Here is a 14,462-nt window from a genome sequence, read left to right as displayed (position 1 = left end):
GGTAACATAGATATCCCCCCATAAGGGTGGACAAGTGTTTATTTTTTCCGACTATTAACAGAGAGAATATTATGAGCGTTGTGCCTGTAGCCGACGTACTCCAGGGCCGTGTCGCCGTTGACCAGGAAGTCACCGTGCGCGGATGGGTGCGTACCCGCCGAGATTCTAAAGCTGGCATCTCCTTCCTTGCCGTCTATGACGGTTCCTGCTTTGATCCTGTACAGGCCGTCATTAATAATTCTCTGCCCAATTACAATGATGACGTTCTGCGCCTGACAACCGGTTGCTCCGTCATTGTTACCGGCGTGGTTGTGGCTTCACCAGGTCAGGGCCAGAGCTTCGAAATTCAGGCCTCTGCCATTGAAGTCACCGGCTGGGTTGAAGATCCGGACACCTATCCGATGGCGGCAAAACGCCACAGCATCGAATATCTGCGTGAAGTCGCCCACCTGCGTCCGCGTACCAACCTGATTGGTGCGGTGGCGCGCGTGCGTCATACGCTGGCGCAGGCGCTGCATCGTTTCTTCGACGAGCAGGGTTATTTCTGGGTATCTACCCCGCTGATCACCGCGTCCGATACGGAAGGCGCGGGTGAGATGTTCCGCGTCTCGACGCTGGACATGGAAAACCTGCCGCGCACGCCTGAAGGTAAAGTGGACTATGACAAAGACTTCTTTGGTAAAGAAGCCTTCCTGACGGTATCCGGTCAGCTCAACGGCGAAACGTACGCCTGTGCGCTGTCTAAGATCTACACCTTTGGCCCAACCTTCCGCGCCGAAAACTCCAACACCAGCCGTCACCTGGCGGAATTCTGGATGCTGGAGCCTGAAGTGGCCTTCGCCGACCTGGACGATGTTGCTGGCCTGGCGGAAGCGATGCTGAAGTATGTGTTCAAAGCGGTGCTGGAAGAGCGTCCTGACGACATGAAATTCTTCGCAGAGCGTGTAGACAGCGATGCTGTGGCGCGTCTGGAGCGTTTCGTGTCTGCCGACTTTGCGCAGGTGGACTATACCGACGCGGTGGCGATCCTCGAGAAATGCGGTGAGACGTTCGAGAACCCGGTTTACTGGGGCGTTGACCTGGCGTCTGAGCACGAACGCTATCTGGCCGAGAAGCATTTCAAAGCGCCGGTTGTCGTTAAAAACTACCCGAAAGACATTAAGGCCTTCTATATGCGCCTTAACGAAGACGGTAAAACGGTGGCAGCAATGGACGTTCTGGCGCCGGGCATTGGTGAAATCATCGGTGGCTCTCAGCGTGAAGAGCGTCTTGACGTGCTGGACGCGCGTATGGAAGAGATGGGGCTCAACCCAGCGGATTACAGCTGGTACCGCGATCTGCGTCGTTACGGTACCGTACCGCACGCCGGTTTTGGTCTGGGCTTCGAGCGTCTGATTGCCTACGTTACCGGTGTTCAGAACGTACGCGACGTGATTCCTTTCCCACGCACTCCACGTAACGCCAGCTTCTAATCGGTACAAAACTAAAATGGCCAGCTTATGCTGGCCATTATTTTATTCTGTATTGTCAGTTTTCGTCAGCGCAAAGTCAGCGTCTTTAAACCTTCACCCCGTCACAACCACTACCTGTTACGTTTTGTTTCCGCGAAATATCCAGCCACAAAAAATAAACCCCATTCTTATTGCGATTATTACATCCTCAAGCGATAGCACAAATTTCAACCACTTTTACAGCCGTCCAGAAGTCTTTTTGGGGTCATAAGAAAAACAGAGTCGTTTAACATCTGTTTATACGAATCACCTTTATCTCAATTAATCATAAGCAATTCATATATATAGGATAGGTTTTGCCGTTTAATTCGCCAGACTGGTCTGAAGTTTGAGGTGGTTCACAAAGTTCCCAAAAATACACATTTAGTTACACATAATTTCTTTTGGTTACTTAATCTTGAGAATTGTAGCACTTTCAGGCTAGCGAAACGCTTCGCCGAATGGAAAGATGCCTGTCAGATACATAAAGACACCAAACTCTCATCAATAGTTCCGGAAATATTTATTGACAGAATTTATTGACGGCAGTGGCGAGTGTCATAAAAAAACCAATGAGGGTAATAAATAATGATGAAGCGCAATATTCTGGCAGTGGTAATCCCTGCCCTGCTGGTAGCCGGTGCAGCTAACGCTGCAGAAATCTATAACAAGAACGGCAACAAACTGGACTTCTACGGTAAAGTTAACGCCGAGCACGATTTCGTGACTTCTGGTGATAACACCAACAATAACGACGCTACCTACGCGCAGATCGGTTTCAAAGGCGAAACTCAGATCAACGACCAGCTGACCGGTTATGGCCAGTGGGAATACCGTTTCCTGGCCAACCAGGCTGAAAATGGTGCTCAGACTAACAAAAACCGTCTGGCATTTGCTGGCCTGAAAGCGGGCGACGCTGGCAGCATCGACTACGGTCGTAACTACGGTATCGTTTACGACGTAGAATCTTACACCGATATGGCACCGTCCTTCTCTGGTATGACCTGGGGCGGTAACTATGTTGATAACTTTATGACCAGCCGCAGCACCGGTCTGCTGACCTACCGTAACAGCAACTTCTTCGGTCTGGTTGACGGTCTGAGCCTGGGCGTTCAGTACCAGGGCAAAAACGACCGTACTGACGTTAAAACCTCTAACGGTGACGGCGTAGGCTACTCCCTGGGCTACGATTTCGGCGAAGGCTTCGGTGCAATCGCATCTTACAGCAACGCTAACCGTACTCTGAACCAGAAAGCTGATGGGGAAGGTGATAAAGCTGAAGCATGGGGTGTTGGTCTGAAATACGACGCTAACAACATCTACCTGGCAACCACCTATGCAGAAACCCGTAACACCACTCGTACCGGTTCTAACGGTGACGCTGGCTTCGCTAACAAAACGCAGAACTTCGAAGTGGTTGCTCAGTACCAGTTCGATTTCGGCCTGCGTCCAGCCATCTCCTACGTGCAGACCAAAGGTAAAGACCTGGCTGCCGTCAATGGCTTCAGCGGTGGCGATGCAGACCTGGCTAAATTCATCCAGGTTGGTACCACTTACTACTTCAACAAGAACTTCAACGTGTGGGCTGACTACTACATCAACCTGCTGGACAAAGACTCCGACTACGCGAAAGCTGTTGGCGGTCTGAACGGCAACGACGATATGGCTGCTGTGGGCGTAACCTACCAGTTCTAATCAGTACACCACTTTGTTATATGCTTAATGAACAGGGCTTCGGCCCTGTTTTTTTATGCGTGACAGAAAATAATGGCGACTTTTGAAAAGCCGCACGCTTTTCGTCGCAAACGGTTGGCATTTTGTAAATCTACCGTTAACCTGATAGCGGATTTCACTTCTGTAATCACAATGGAACTTCGTCATGTTTGAGAACATTACCGCCGCTCCTGCCGACCCTATTCTGGGCCTGGCCGATCTGTTTCGTGCCGACGACCGCCCTGGCAAAATCAACCTGGGTATTGGTGTATATAAAGATGAAACCGGCAAAACTCCGGTACTGACCAGCGTTAAGAAAGCTGAGCAGTATCTGCTGGAAAACGAAACCACCAAAAACTACCTCGGTATTGATGGTATCCCTGAATTTGGTCGCTGCACTCAGGAACTGCTGTTCGGTAAAGGCAGCGAAATTGTGAGCAGCAAACGCGCTCGCACAGCACAAACCCCTGGCGGTACCGGCGCGCTGCGCGTTGCGGCGGATTTCCTGGCGAAAAACACCTCTGTTAAGCGCGTATGGGTAAGCAACCCAAGCTGGCCGAACCACAAGAGCGTGTTTAACTCTGCGGGTCTGGAAGTGCGTGAATACGCCTACTACGACGCGGCAAACCACTCTCTCGACTTTGACGGCCTGCTGGCGAGCCTGAGCGAAGCGCAGGCAGGTGACGTGGTACTGTTCCACGGCTGCTGCCACAACCCAACCGGTATCGATCCGACGCTTGAGCAGTGGCAACACCTGGCGAAGCTGTCCGTTGAAAAAGGCTGGCTGCCGCTGTTTGACTTTGCCTACCAGGGCTTCGCCCGCGGTCTGGAAGAAGATGCCGAAGGCCTGCGCGCGTTCGCAGCCGTGCATCAGGAGCTGATTGTCGCAAGCTCTTACTCCAAGAACTTCGGTCTGTACAATGAGCGCGTAGGTGCCTGTACGCTGGTTGCCGCTAACGAAGAGACTGTCGATCGTGCGTTCAGCCAGATGAAATCGGTTATCCGCGCTAACTACTCTAACCCACCGGCACACGGTGCGTCTGTTGTTGCCACTATCCTGAGCAACGATGCGCTGCGCGCTATCTGGGAACAAGAGCTGAACGATATGCGTCAGCGTATTCAGCGCATGCGCCTGCTGTTTGTGAATACCCTGGCTGAGAAAGGCGCGGACCGCGACTTCAGCTTTATCATCAAACAGAACGGCATGTTCTCGTTCAGCGGCCTGACCAAAGAGCAGGTTCTGCGTCTGCGTGAAGAGTTTGGCGTGTACGCAGTGGCCTCTGGCCGCGTGAACGTTGCTGGCATGACGCCTGACAACATGGCGCCACTGTGCGAAGCGATTGTCGCCGTACTGTAATTTGCGTCCATAAAAAAGCCTGCGTTATGCAGGCTTTTTTTATTCTGGTTACCAGACAGGCATCTCATCCTGAAGGAACGGATTATGGAGCCGTTCATAGCCCAACGTCGACATCGGACCGTGTCCAGGGATAAACGTAACGTCATCACCCAGCGGCAATAACTTTTGTTTAATCGACTGAATCAGCTGGCCGTGATCGCCGCGCGGAAAATCGCTGCGTCCTACGCCACCTTTGAAGATCACATCGCCGGAAATCAGCAGACGGGACTGGTCATCAAAGAAGACGATATGGCCTGGCGTATGCCCAGGACAATGCAACACCTGTAAAGTCACATTCCCTACGTTAACGCGCTCTCCTTCGTTCAGCCAGCGATCGGGCGTCAGGGGCTGACACTCATCAAGGCCAAACATGCGGCTTTGGGCGGGTAACCCCTGCAGCCAGAACTCATCTTCTTTTTCCGGGCCGATCACCGGCACACCGTAGTGTTCAGCCAGTTCAGCGGCAGCACCTACATGGTCAAGATGACCATGAGTGAGCAAAATCTGCATCAGCGTGACGCCGCTTGCTGCGACTTCCTGCTTGATTTTCTCAGCGTCACCGCCGGGATCGACAAGCGCGGCCAGTTTAGTCTGTTCGCACCAGATCAATGAACAATTCTGGGAGAACGCGGTAACCGGAATAATACGATAGTTCATACTGCTCCTGTGTTTCGTTATTACCAGTGCCGAACCGGACCGGTATCAATATGCACAAAGTTGCTGCTGGGGTAATATCCTACACCACCTGCGCGCATAGATAACGCGGCTTTGCGAATATTGGCTAACGAAACGCCTTCAATATGGAAATCCATTGCCTGGCCCTTCGTGTGATAGCTTTTTTTCGCTACCCCGCGGCTGTGGGCGCGCAGTTCATTGTTGGTATCAATCGAGCGATAGCCAGAGATGAGCTGCACCGGCTTGCTGGTGCCCAGCAGGCCCTGAAGGCGGAAAATCTGATCAAACAGTCCTGGATCGATGGCTTTTATTTTATTCGCGCGGAAATCACGGAAAAAATGGTTAAGTCTTGCTAATTCATCCTGAATATAGCCTCTGCCATCAAAAAACTCCGCTTTTAGCGACTCACCGGTATGAAGATTGTTGAGCGTTAAAACTCGCGGACGAGGTGTCGAGAGGGTGGCAAATGCTGGCGTCGGCAGGATGGCCGCTGCGCCAAGCGCAACGCCACCTAACGCCAGCAGTTTGCGGCGATTAGCGTCAAATTTGTCCATGATAATCAGGTCTACAGGTAAAAGAAATCGTAATATGCTTAGCGCACGAAGGGCACCTTAACTGGCAAAACCAGGTACGTCAAGGCGCCCAACCCCAGTGAATACGCGGCTTGCAGCGATATAGCCCCTTATTCACCATAACTTACGACAATCATTTTTCCCGAACTACTTCATTTACCTGATTAATTGTTCCGCTTTTGGCAAAATTTGTGCGCCGGATCGCGCGGTGAGATCATAATTGTAAATATCTGTACGATACTGGGTACGCCCGTCTTCGCCCACAAACGCCGTCAGATAGTAAAGATTGACCGGAATATTGTGGCGAATATTAACGTAACGCGTGTCCCCCTGTTTCAGGGCATCCGAGATGCGAGTATCGTTCCAGCCCGCATCCTGCAGCAGCATATTGGCCAGCTCCGAGGCTTTGTTCACGCGCACGCAGCCAGAACTCAGCGCGCGAGTATCTTTCTGGAACAGGTTGTGGTTCGGCGTATCGTGCAGGTAGATAGCTTCCGAACTCGGCATATTGAATTTGTAGCGCCCTAAAGAGTTGTGCGCCCCTGGAGCCTGCTGGAAACGGAATGGCAGATTCGACGCGGTGATCGTCGACCAGTCGACCATATAAGGATCGATGGCCTCTTTGCTGTTCCAGCCACGCATCACCGTATAGCCATGGCGTTGCAGATAACCCGGATCGTTCCAGACCTTCGGCAAAATATCTTTTCGCGCCAGGGTCGGCGGTACGTTCCACGGCGGGTTAACCACCACGTTATTCAGCGCGCTGCTCATCATTGGTGTTTTACGATCCGGACGCCCGACAATCACGCGCGACGCCAGTTTTTCGCTACCATCCTGATAATAGACCAGGGAATACGCTGGGATGTTTACCATAATCCCGGTAGAGAGCGTTCCCGGCAGCAAGCGCAAACGCTGGATATTGAGCGCCAGCACCCCAGCCCGCTGCGCAGGCGATACGTTCAGCCAGTCGCGCGTCGTCTGGCCAATGACGCCATCGGCCCCCAGTCCCTGAGCGGCCTGGAACTGTTTAACGGCCGCAACCAGCTCGCGATCGTAAGCCGCGGGTTTGTCGCTCAGGACAACGGCTTTCTTCTCTTTTACTGGCGCTGATGGGCTGACGGCGACGTTTTGTTGATCATCCCCCGGAAGAGCAATCTTTGGCCCACCGTCAAGAAGGCCGGAACGCGTAAGGATCTCGCGCAGGGCGGGAACATCGCTGCTCCACTGCCCCGGACGCAGCGTCGAGGTACCGCGCATTTGCGGCCATGGACGCGTGTCCCCCACCAGAGCGAGGAGCGACTGGTGCAGAGTGGCATATTGTGGGTGCGCCGGTGCGAGGCTGGCGATAAAGCGCGGCAGTTCGCCGTTATCCAGCGCTAGCTGCCACTGGTTAATCACCGACAGCGCCGGCGTCGCCAGCTTGTACGGCTTATCGCTGTACAGCCAACGGTTGCCATTGACCGGAATACCCGCCACGAACTGCAGGTAGCCCATCATGGCATCGGAAAGCACCACGTCACGCGCCTGCCCGGTGACGGCAGGATCGGTTAACAGCTCAACCCACTTTGTAAACTGCGGCTGAAACCCTGCAATCGCGACTTCCGCCAGCTGCTGCTGGAAGGCGCGCACGGCATCGCGGTTTTCCCACATCGGTTTCATATCGCGGGCGGCATAGAGGAGCGTGAGCTGATTGATATAGACAGGCGTGTAGCCTGACGGTAGCCCCGACTGCAGCTGCTGGCTGAGCGATTCCGCGTCGATGCCTTCCGGCAGCGGTTTAATTCCGGCCATGATAGCCGTCGCCGGAGACTGGTCCAGCGGCTGGGACAACGAGGTTGGCTGCGCGCCTGTCGTTGCCGAGCTGTCAGTCGGCACAATTTCAGGCTCGTCGGCCTGGGCGGTTAACAGTGGAGCAAACATCACTGCCAGGCATAAACTCAGCGCAGACAGCTGACGACCACATTCTTTCTTTAGCAACATCCCTTGCCCCCTGTTTTCACGACATGCCCATCACGTTGGGGCTTTCTTTCATTATAGGTAGACGGCTAAGCTGTTGCCTTACCTTATGTAAAGAAGTTTAAAGATAACGCAGCCCCAAGCACAAGTTAAGTTTAAAAAAAAGCGGCGCCAATGCGCCGCTTCGGGTCAGAACATGCTTCAGGAAGCGTCCGCCGTGGTTTCCGGCAATGACTCCGGCGGCTGCGGCGCAAAGCCACGCAGACCGACAACGTGAACGTGTTCGCTGTTCTGGAACACTTTACGCACCAGTTTGTAGGTGGTGCCCTTCTCGGGGCTGATGTTCTCCGGCGCCGCAATAATGAGCTGCATATCGAGACGTTCGCAAAGCTCGAACAGCGTGGCAATCGAGCGGGCATCAAGACGCGCCGCCTCATCCAGGAACAGCAGTCGGCACGGCGAGATGTCTTTGCCGCGCAGGCGGCGCGCTTCATCTTCCCAGCTCTGTACGACCATCACCAGAATTGACATCCCGGTACCGATCGCCTCACCGGTAGAGAGCGCCCCGGATTCCGCACGCAGCCAGCCGTCTGAGCCACGGTTTACCTCAACTTCCATTTCCAGGTAGTTACGGTAGTCCAGCAGCTCTTCACCGATGGTTTGCGGCGTACGTTGCCCCATATCAATCTGCGGGTTCAGGCGCTGATACAGCTTCGCCAGCGCTTCGGAGAAGGTCAGACGGTTGCTGTTGAACAGATCCTGATGCTGCTCGTGCTGCTCTGAGAGCACTTCCAGCAGCGTCGCGTGGGCTTCACGCACGTTGACGTTGAGGCGCACGCTGTTCACCTGACCAAACGACACGCTCTGCAGACCCTGGTTCAGCTGGCGGATACGGTTCTGCTCGCGCTGAATGGTTTTACGAATGATGTTCGCCACGCTGCGGGAGCTGATAGCCAGCTTCTGCTCGCGGGAGGTCAGCTCCTCCGTCAGGCGACCCAGCTCGATTTCCATCTGTTCGATGGCTTCAACCGGATCGTCGGTACGGATGATGTCCTGACGAATACGCTCGCGCAGGTGCTGGTAAACCGCCACGAAGAACTGGATTTTACGTTCCGGACGTTTCGGATCCTCCGACATGCGCAGCACGTCGCGCAGGTGTTCGTTATCCGCCACCGCCAGACGCAGCGCACCCAACGCCTTATCCGACATGGAGCGCAGCTCATCGGCAGAGAGATACGCCAGCTCGCGGCGGTGCAGACGACGCTCAACGTTATTGTCTTTCACCATGCGCATCACCGCGCACCAGCCCGCCTTGGCGGTCACGACCTGCTCGCGCATTTCGTGATAGTCGCGTTCCAGCTTGCGCAGGCGACGGGTCAGGTTATCCATTTCGGCTTCGCAGAAGGTAAGCGCTTTTTCCAGCTGATTACGACGCGCGCGGTTATTGCTGAGCTGCGAATGCAGCTCGTCACGACGAATACGCGCGCGCTCTTCTGCCCCGCTGTCGGCGCGAACGCCGATGTCCTGAAGCTCTTTCTGCAGATCGTTTAACAGCTCTTTCTTGGTATCGAAGGAGCTTTTCAGCGAGGCCAGCACCTGGTTGTACTGGTTGAGCTGAGCGGAATGGCTGCGCATTGCTTCGCGGGCGCGAGTACGTTCCGCTTCCGCCTGCTCAAGGCGCTGACGCAATTTTTCGTTCAGGTCGCTGTTACCGCTCAGCATTTCAGCCGAATCGGAGTAGCCAAAGTGCGCGCGACGCTGCACCACTTCCGTCAGGGCAAACGCCTGCTGACGCGCTTCGCGCTGCACTTGCTGCGACCAGGCATAATCTTCTTTTAACTGCTCGAACTGTTCCGGGTCGCTCTGCAGGACAGACACGACGGGCTCCAGCTTCGCAAGCTGATTGCCATGCTGCTGAACGAAACGCGCGGCTTCCTGCGCTTCATCCAGACGCTCCTGGATCTCATCCACGCGGTCAGCCAGCGTGTCATCCGCCAGCAGATTCAGGCGCGGCAGAATGCGGTTAAGGGCAGAGACGCCCTCTTTCGCCTGTTCAAACTGAACGCGACTTTGCTGGTTATCACTTTCATGACTTGCAATCGCACGTTCCAGCTCGCCACGGCGGGTATTTAGCTTGCGGATTTCGGCTTCCGGATCCGCGTCAAACGCAACGGCGAGATGGCTGCCGATAAAGCGGCTGAACGACTGATGCAGACGCTGGGTTTTCTGCACGTCAAACGACAGCGTCGCAAAACGTTCAGACAGCGTTTCACGCTCGGCGTGCAGGCTCTCGATGCGGCTTTCGCGCGCGGCGCGGCCAAACAGCGGCAGCTCAGGGAAGCGGGAGTAACGCCACTGACGGTCGGCAATTTTCACCACCACCGCTTTTTCCAGCTCGTCGACGCTGAATACGCTGTCATCGAACGACTGCGGATCCCCTTCGATCAGATAGAGATCTTCCGGGCAATCTTCCAGGCCGGCAAGCTGATCAGAAATCAGCGACAGATCCGGGACCACAATCGCGTTGCGGGATGGACCGTACAGCGCGGAGAAGTACGGGGCATCGTCAAGGCCAACATCGTCATAAATCTCGGACAGCAGCACGCCGCCAAAACGCTCGGCTAGCGCATTCAGGCGCAGATCTTCTGACCCGCCCGGCTGGCTTAAACGCTCAATTTCTTCATCGACGTCGCGCTTGCGGGCGCCCACTTCGTCACGCTCAACGATGGCTTCGCGCTCGCGCTCCAGCAGCTGCTGCAGGTATTCGGTCACTTCCTGGCCGGATTCGAACTGCTCGCCGCATTGCTCACTGAGCTGGTTCAGGCTGCTTTGAGCCGCCAGCCAGACCGGCGCTCGCTCCAGGAGCGTCTTCGAACGGGACTGAATCTGCTCCAGCTCCTGACGCAGGGTCATACGCTGTTCGCTGGCGTTTGATACGGTATCGGACAGGGCCGCAATACGCGCTTCCAGCTCCTGATGCAGGGCCTCAAGCTCGTCGAAATCGTAATTTTTTCCCTGACGCTTGCAGAATTCCGCCAGCAGACGCTCGGCTTCCTGCTGCTCGCGCAGGCGCTGCTCCAGCTCGTTCAGACGCATACGCAGCGGCTGAACCTGCTCGGCCAGATGGCGCTGGTTCACACCGTCGCGCAGCAGTTCACGGGCAACGTCCCAGGCTTCGTTACGCGCCAGCGGGCCGTTAATTGCGACCACCAGCTGATAAGCCTGTTCAAACTGGCTGTGCGCCGTTTGCGCGACGCTCATTTTCTGTTCAAGGGAGAGCAGTTTCTCGGTGGCTTCCTGCTCTTTGGCCTGGAAGGTATCCAGCCACTCGTCGGCGCTGTCCGGCGTCAGGTCAGGCAGATGGCACAGCTCTTTCGCACGCTGTAATGCCTGCAGTGCCTGAGTGTACTGAATCGCACGCGTCTGCTGCACGTCAAGTGCCTGCTGGTAATCGGCAAGCTGGCTTTTCAGCTCATCCACTTCCAGCTCGGCCGCTTCGGCGCGGGCTTCGTTCTCTTCCTGCATGTCGGCGGCTTCAGCCACCACTTCATTTTGCTCTTCGAGACGAATCTGCAGCTCATCAAGGTCCGCTTCATAGCGCTCGATTTTTTCCTGCTGACGCAGCGCGGTCTGCACCAGGTTCAGGTGATCGCTGGCGGCCTGGTAATCGGCTTCCAGGTCGCCTTCAGCACCGTTGTGCTCGCCCAGCTCGCGCGCCATTTCGACGTGCTTGTACTGCTCGGCCACCAGCTGTTTACGGGAGGTAAACAGCTCGCGGCGGTATTCTAATGCCTGATCGAGATGCACCCGGCGCTCGTTGGCGTGGCGCATGTAGTCCGCCGCCACGTAGTTGGTGGCTTCGCTGATCAGGTGTTTAAACAGGTCGCGGTCAGACTGGGTAACGCGAATCGCTTCCAGCGTCATGCGGTTTTCGCGCAGCGCCGCTTCCATATCCTGGAAGGCCTTACGCACGCCGCTGTTTTCCGGCAGCAGGTAGTCGCGCAGGGAGCGGGTAATCGCGCTGGAGATACCGCCGTACAGAGACGCTTCGATCAGGCGGTAGTATTTGCTACGGTCTGATGCGGTGCGCAGACGACGCGCCACCACGCCCAGATCGAACATCAGCGAGTGGTAGTCGGTAATCGAGTTGAACTGCTTGAACTGTACGCCTTCGATAGCTTCGAGCTTGTCCTTCAGCTCCTGCAGCGTCAGCACGCGCGCCTGACGTTCGTTCAGGGTTTCCGTCAGCAGCGCCGTCGGCTGCACGGAGGTTGGCAGCCCCTGGATCGCAAACGGTTTGATATCCACTTTACGGTCGCGACCGGCGACCTGCTGCAGCCGCACGCCCACCACCACACGCTGATGACGGGAGTTAATGACGTCCAGAACCGAATAACAGACGCCGGCCTTCAGCTTACCGTGCAAGCCTTTATCACGGGAGCCGCTTGTTGCCCCCGCTTCGGTGGTGTTACGGAAGTGAAGCAGCGTCAGATCGGGGATCAGCGCCGTAACAAAGGCCGCCATGGTGGTGGATTTACCCGCACCGTTACCGCCGGAGAGCGTCGTGACCAGCTCATCCAGATCGAACGTTCGGGCAAAGAAGCCGTTCCAGTTAATCAGCGTCAGTGAGCGAAATTTACCGCGTTCAATCATTACTCTTCCTCCCCGCTATCCGGCAGATTCTCTTCATGCTCATCATTGAGCTGCAAATGGTTTTCCACCGGCATCGCTTCACCGTCGCGGATCATGCGAAGCTGCGCTTCACGCGCGTCATCGCCCGCGCGCACGTCGGCGCCGAAGCGGAAGACAGATTCCGTGATGCGGAATTTGGTGCTGTCGTGGCCCATAAACCAGACCATCCCCAGACGACGCAGACGGTTCAGAGAAGAGCGAACCTTTTCCTGTAATTTCTGACGGTCAAGATCCGACCCCGTGGAGCGGTTGTTCACCAGCTTGAGCAGCTTGCCTTCATCTGCCAGCGTCAACAGCTCGTCGTAAAGTTCCTGCTGGGTGAAGATCCCTTCATTCGCCAGACGTTCCGGGCTGAGGTAGAGGTAGCAGAGAATTTTGCCGACCATCATATCCAGCTCGGAGAGCACGGAACGCGGGATCAGCGTCGTGGAACGCGGGCGCAGGTAGAAAAACCCTTCCGGCGCGCGGATAAGCTCCACGTTGTAGCGTGCGTAAAACTCTTCCAGGTACTCCTGAAAGTCCATCAAAAAGGCGTGATTATCCAGCTCGTCTAAGCCAATGTGACGACCGGCACGCAGCTGGCTGTCCAGCGCCGGAAATAACGGATTCGCCAGCGCCTGTGCCAGCTTAACGGGCATCACTTGTTCAATATTTGTCAATGACATGCGCCTGTACCTTGGCTCCGTAATCGTTAATTGGCTGCCACTTCGGCGGCAGTCCGGTGAAATCTGCTTGCGCGACGCCCAGGCGCACCGCCTGGTCTACCACAATGCGGGCAATGTCGAAGTGGCGCGCGCGTGGATATTGCGCCAGATAGTCGCGCACCACGAGACCAAGATCCAGCGGCACTTGTCTGGTTTTGTAGACAGCGAGCTGTTCTTCGATCATCGCCGCAAGCTGCTCGCGAATTTCGTTAAATTCTTCGTATTCCAGATCCGGCGGCAGTTCACCGGTCACCTCTTCATCGCGCAGCGCCATCTCTTCGTCGCGCATATCCAGCAGACGATCGGCATTGGCGTAGGTCAGAGCCCACGGCGCATCGAAATAGGTCTGCACCGACTGACGCAGACGCTGAGCAAAGACGCGGTTTTTATCCATATCAATCGCGGTACGGATAAATTTATGCACGTGTCGGTCGTAGCCGATCCACAGGTCGATCGACTGCTGGCCCCAGCTGATAATGCGGTCAAGCTTGCTTTGCAGGTCGAAGACCAGGCGGTCGATAAAATGCAGATCGTCATGCGCCAGCGTCGCATCCTGGATGCGCAGCAGGTTAGCCTGCAGCTTGTCCCCTGCGGCTTCCAGCGTATCCTGGAGTTCGCGCAGCGTGCCGGAGGTTTCTGACAGCAGAAGTTCACAGCTGGAGATGGCCGCTCGCCAGTCTTTATTAAGCAGCTGCGCGATATCGTCTTTCACCTGCTGCTGCTGTTCGTCCATCAGGCGCTGGGTGAGATCGATACTGTCGAAAATCTCGGCCACCGAATATTTCAGCGGCGCGTAGACGTTGCGGTGCCAGTGGAATTCGTCACCGTTTTCATCCGCCGCGTCGGCGGCGCGCTTAAGCTCACCCGCCACGATCGAGAGCTGCATGGAAAGACGCAGCGTGGAAAATTCACGCTGGCGGATGTAGTAATCGGTGATGCCGATGCCCAGCGGCGTCAGGCGATAGATGGCGTTTCCTTCCGCCTGCTCGCTGGTAAAGCGGTTCAGCAGACGTTGACGCACCATATCGTTGATCGCGTTGTTGGCACGCACGCTAATGGTTTCGCTGGTTTGCTCAAACGCATCACTGACATGGCGGAACGCATCCACCAGTTCACCCTCGCTCATTTCACCGTCCAGCCGTTCGCCGTTCAGCGTGGCAACCGCCAGCAGGAAAGAGAGTCTGTCTACCGGCAGCGAGATGGAGAAATCGTTTTTCCTGGCCCAGGCAACCAGTTCGGGGACTGTCTGGGAAAATTCACTCAT

9 protein-coding genes are annotated in these 14,462 nt (G+C 55.6%); 3 read left to right on the top strand and 6 right to left on the bottom strand.

Annotation, left to right across the window (positions count from 1 at the left end; all coding sequences use genetic code 11):
- Positions 1 to 71: 71 nt before the first annotated feature.
- From asnS to BJ885_RS03430, 3 genes are all read left to right on the top strand, one after another.
- Positions 72 to 1,472 (top strand): asparagine--tRNA ligase, encoded by a 1,401-nt coding sequence (gene asnS / locus BJ885_RS03445; protein ID WP_029739509.1) that lies wholly within the window; start codon positions 72 to 74, stop codon positions 1,470 to 1,472.
- Between the two features lie 606 nt (positions 1,473 to 2,078).
- A complete protein-coding gene (locus BJ885_RS03435) occupies positions 2,079 to 3,185 on the top strand; it encodes a porin (RefSeq protein WP_029739508.1) in 1,107 nt (368 codons plus the stop codon).
- A gap of 184 nt (positions 3,186 to 3,369) precedes the next feature.
- Positions 3,370 to 4,560 carry an amino acid aminotransferase gene (locus tag BJ885_RS03430; protein WP_029739507.1) on the top strand — a complete coding sequence of 397 codons (1,191 nt, stop codon included), beginning with the start codon at positions 3,370 to 3,372 and terminating at the stop codon, positions 4,558 to 4,560.
- Positions 4,561 to 4,608: 48 nt separating this feature from the next.
- Here the strand turns inward: BJ885_RS03430 and BJ885_RS03425 are convergent, their stop codons facing one another.
- The 6 genes from BJ885_RS03425 to mukF form a co-directional block, all read right to left on the bottom strand.
- Positions 4,609 to 5,256: an MBL fold metallo-hydrolase gene (locus BJ885_RS03425; RefSeq protein ID WP_023311009.1), complete on the bottom strand. Its 648-nt coding sequence runs from the start codon at positions 5,254 to 5,256 to the stop codon at positions 4,609 to 4,611.
- Positions 5,257 to 5,276: 20 nt separating this feature from the next.
- Positions 5,277 to 5,828, bottom strand: coding sequence for a YcbK family protein (locus tag BJ885_RS03420; RefSeq protein ID WP_023335137.1), 552 nt, complete (start codon positions 5,826 to 5,828; stop codon positions 5,277 to 5,279).
- Between the two features lie 174 nt (positions 5,829 to 6,002).
- Entirely contained in the window at positions 6,003 to 7,826 is a 1,824-nt protein-coding gene (gene ldtD / locus BJ885_RS03410) for a L,D-transpeptidase (RefSeq protein WP_121931189.1), read from the bottom strand.
- Between the two features lie 177 nt (positions 7,827 to 8,003).
- Positions 8,004 to 12,455 (bottom strand): chromosome partition protein MukB, encoded by a 4,452-nt coding sequence (gene mukB, locus BJ885_RS03405; protein WP_121931188.1) that lies wholly within the window; start codon positions 12,453 to 12,455, stop codon positions 8,004 to 8,006.
- Entirely contained in the window at positions 12,455 to 13,159 is a 705-nt protein-coding gene (mukE, locus tag BJ885_RS03400) for a chromosome partition protein MukE (RefSeq protein WP_121931187.1), read from the bottom strand. The genes mukB and mukE overlap by 1 nt, the downstream gene beginning before the upstream one ends.
- Positions 13,140 to 14,462 (bottom strand): chromosome partition protein MukF, encoded by a 1,323-nt coding sequence (gene mukF / locus BJ885_RS03395; protein ID WP_023311005.1) that lies wholly within the window; start codon positions 14,460 to 14,462, stop codon positions 13,140 to 13,142. Before mukF ends, mukE begins: the two co-directional genes overlap by 20 nt.

Source organism: Enterobacter sp. WP_7_1 (assembly GCF_003688535.1).
Taxonomy (GTDB): domain Bacteria; phylum Pseudomonadota; class Gammaproteobacteria; order Enterobacterales; family Enterobacteriaceae; genus Enterobacter; species Enterobacter asburiae.
This window is presented reverse-complemented; position numbering and strand designations above follow the sequence as displayed.

Excerpts from the sequence above, each read along its gene's own strand:
- asnS (WP_029739509.1), top strand. The coding sequence starts at position 72 with ATGAGCGTTGTGCCTGTAGCCGACGTACTCCAGGGCCGTGTCGCCGTT.
- BJ885_RS03435 (WP_029739508.1), top strand. The coding sequence starts at position 2,079 with ATGATGAAGCGCAATATTCTGGCAGTGGTAATCCCTGCCCTGCTGGTA.
- BJ885_RS03430 (WP_029739507.1), top strand. The coding sequence starts at position 3,370 with ATGTTTGAGAACATTACCGCCGCTCCTGCCGACCCTATTCTGGGCCTG.
- BJ885_RS03425 (WP_023311009.1), bottom strand. The coding sequence starts at position 5,256 with ATGAACTATCGTATTATTCCGGTTACCGCGTTCTCCCAGAATTGTTCA.
- BJ885_RS03420 (WP_023335137.1), bottom strand. The coding sequence starts at position 5,828 with ATGGACAAATTTGACGCTAATCGCCGCAAACTGCTGGCGTTAGGTGGC.
- ldtD (WP_121931189.1), bottom strand. The coding sequence starts at position 7,826 with ATGTTGCTAAAGAAAGAATGTGGTCGTCAGCTGTCTGCGCTGAGTTTA.
- mukB (WP_121931188.1), bottom strand. The coding sequence starts at position 12,455 with ATGATTGAACGCGGTAAATTTCGCTCACTGACGCTGATTAACTGGAAC.
- mukE (WP_121931187.1), bottom strand. The coding sequence starts at position 13,159 with ATGTCATTGACAAATATTGAACAAGTGATGCCCGTTAAGCTGGCACAG.
- mukF (WP_023311005.1), bottom strand. The coding sequence starts at position 14,462 with ATGAGTGAATTTTCCCAGACAGTCCCCGAACTGGTTGCCTGGGCCAGG.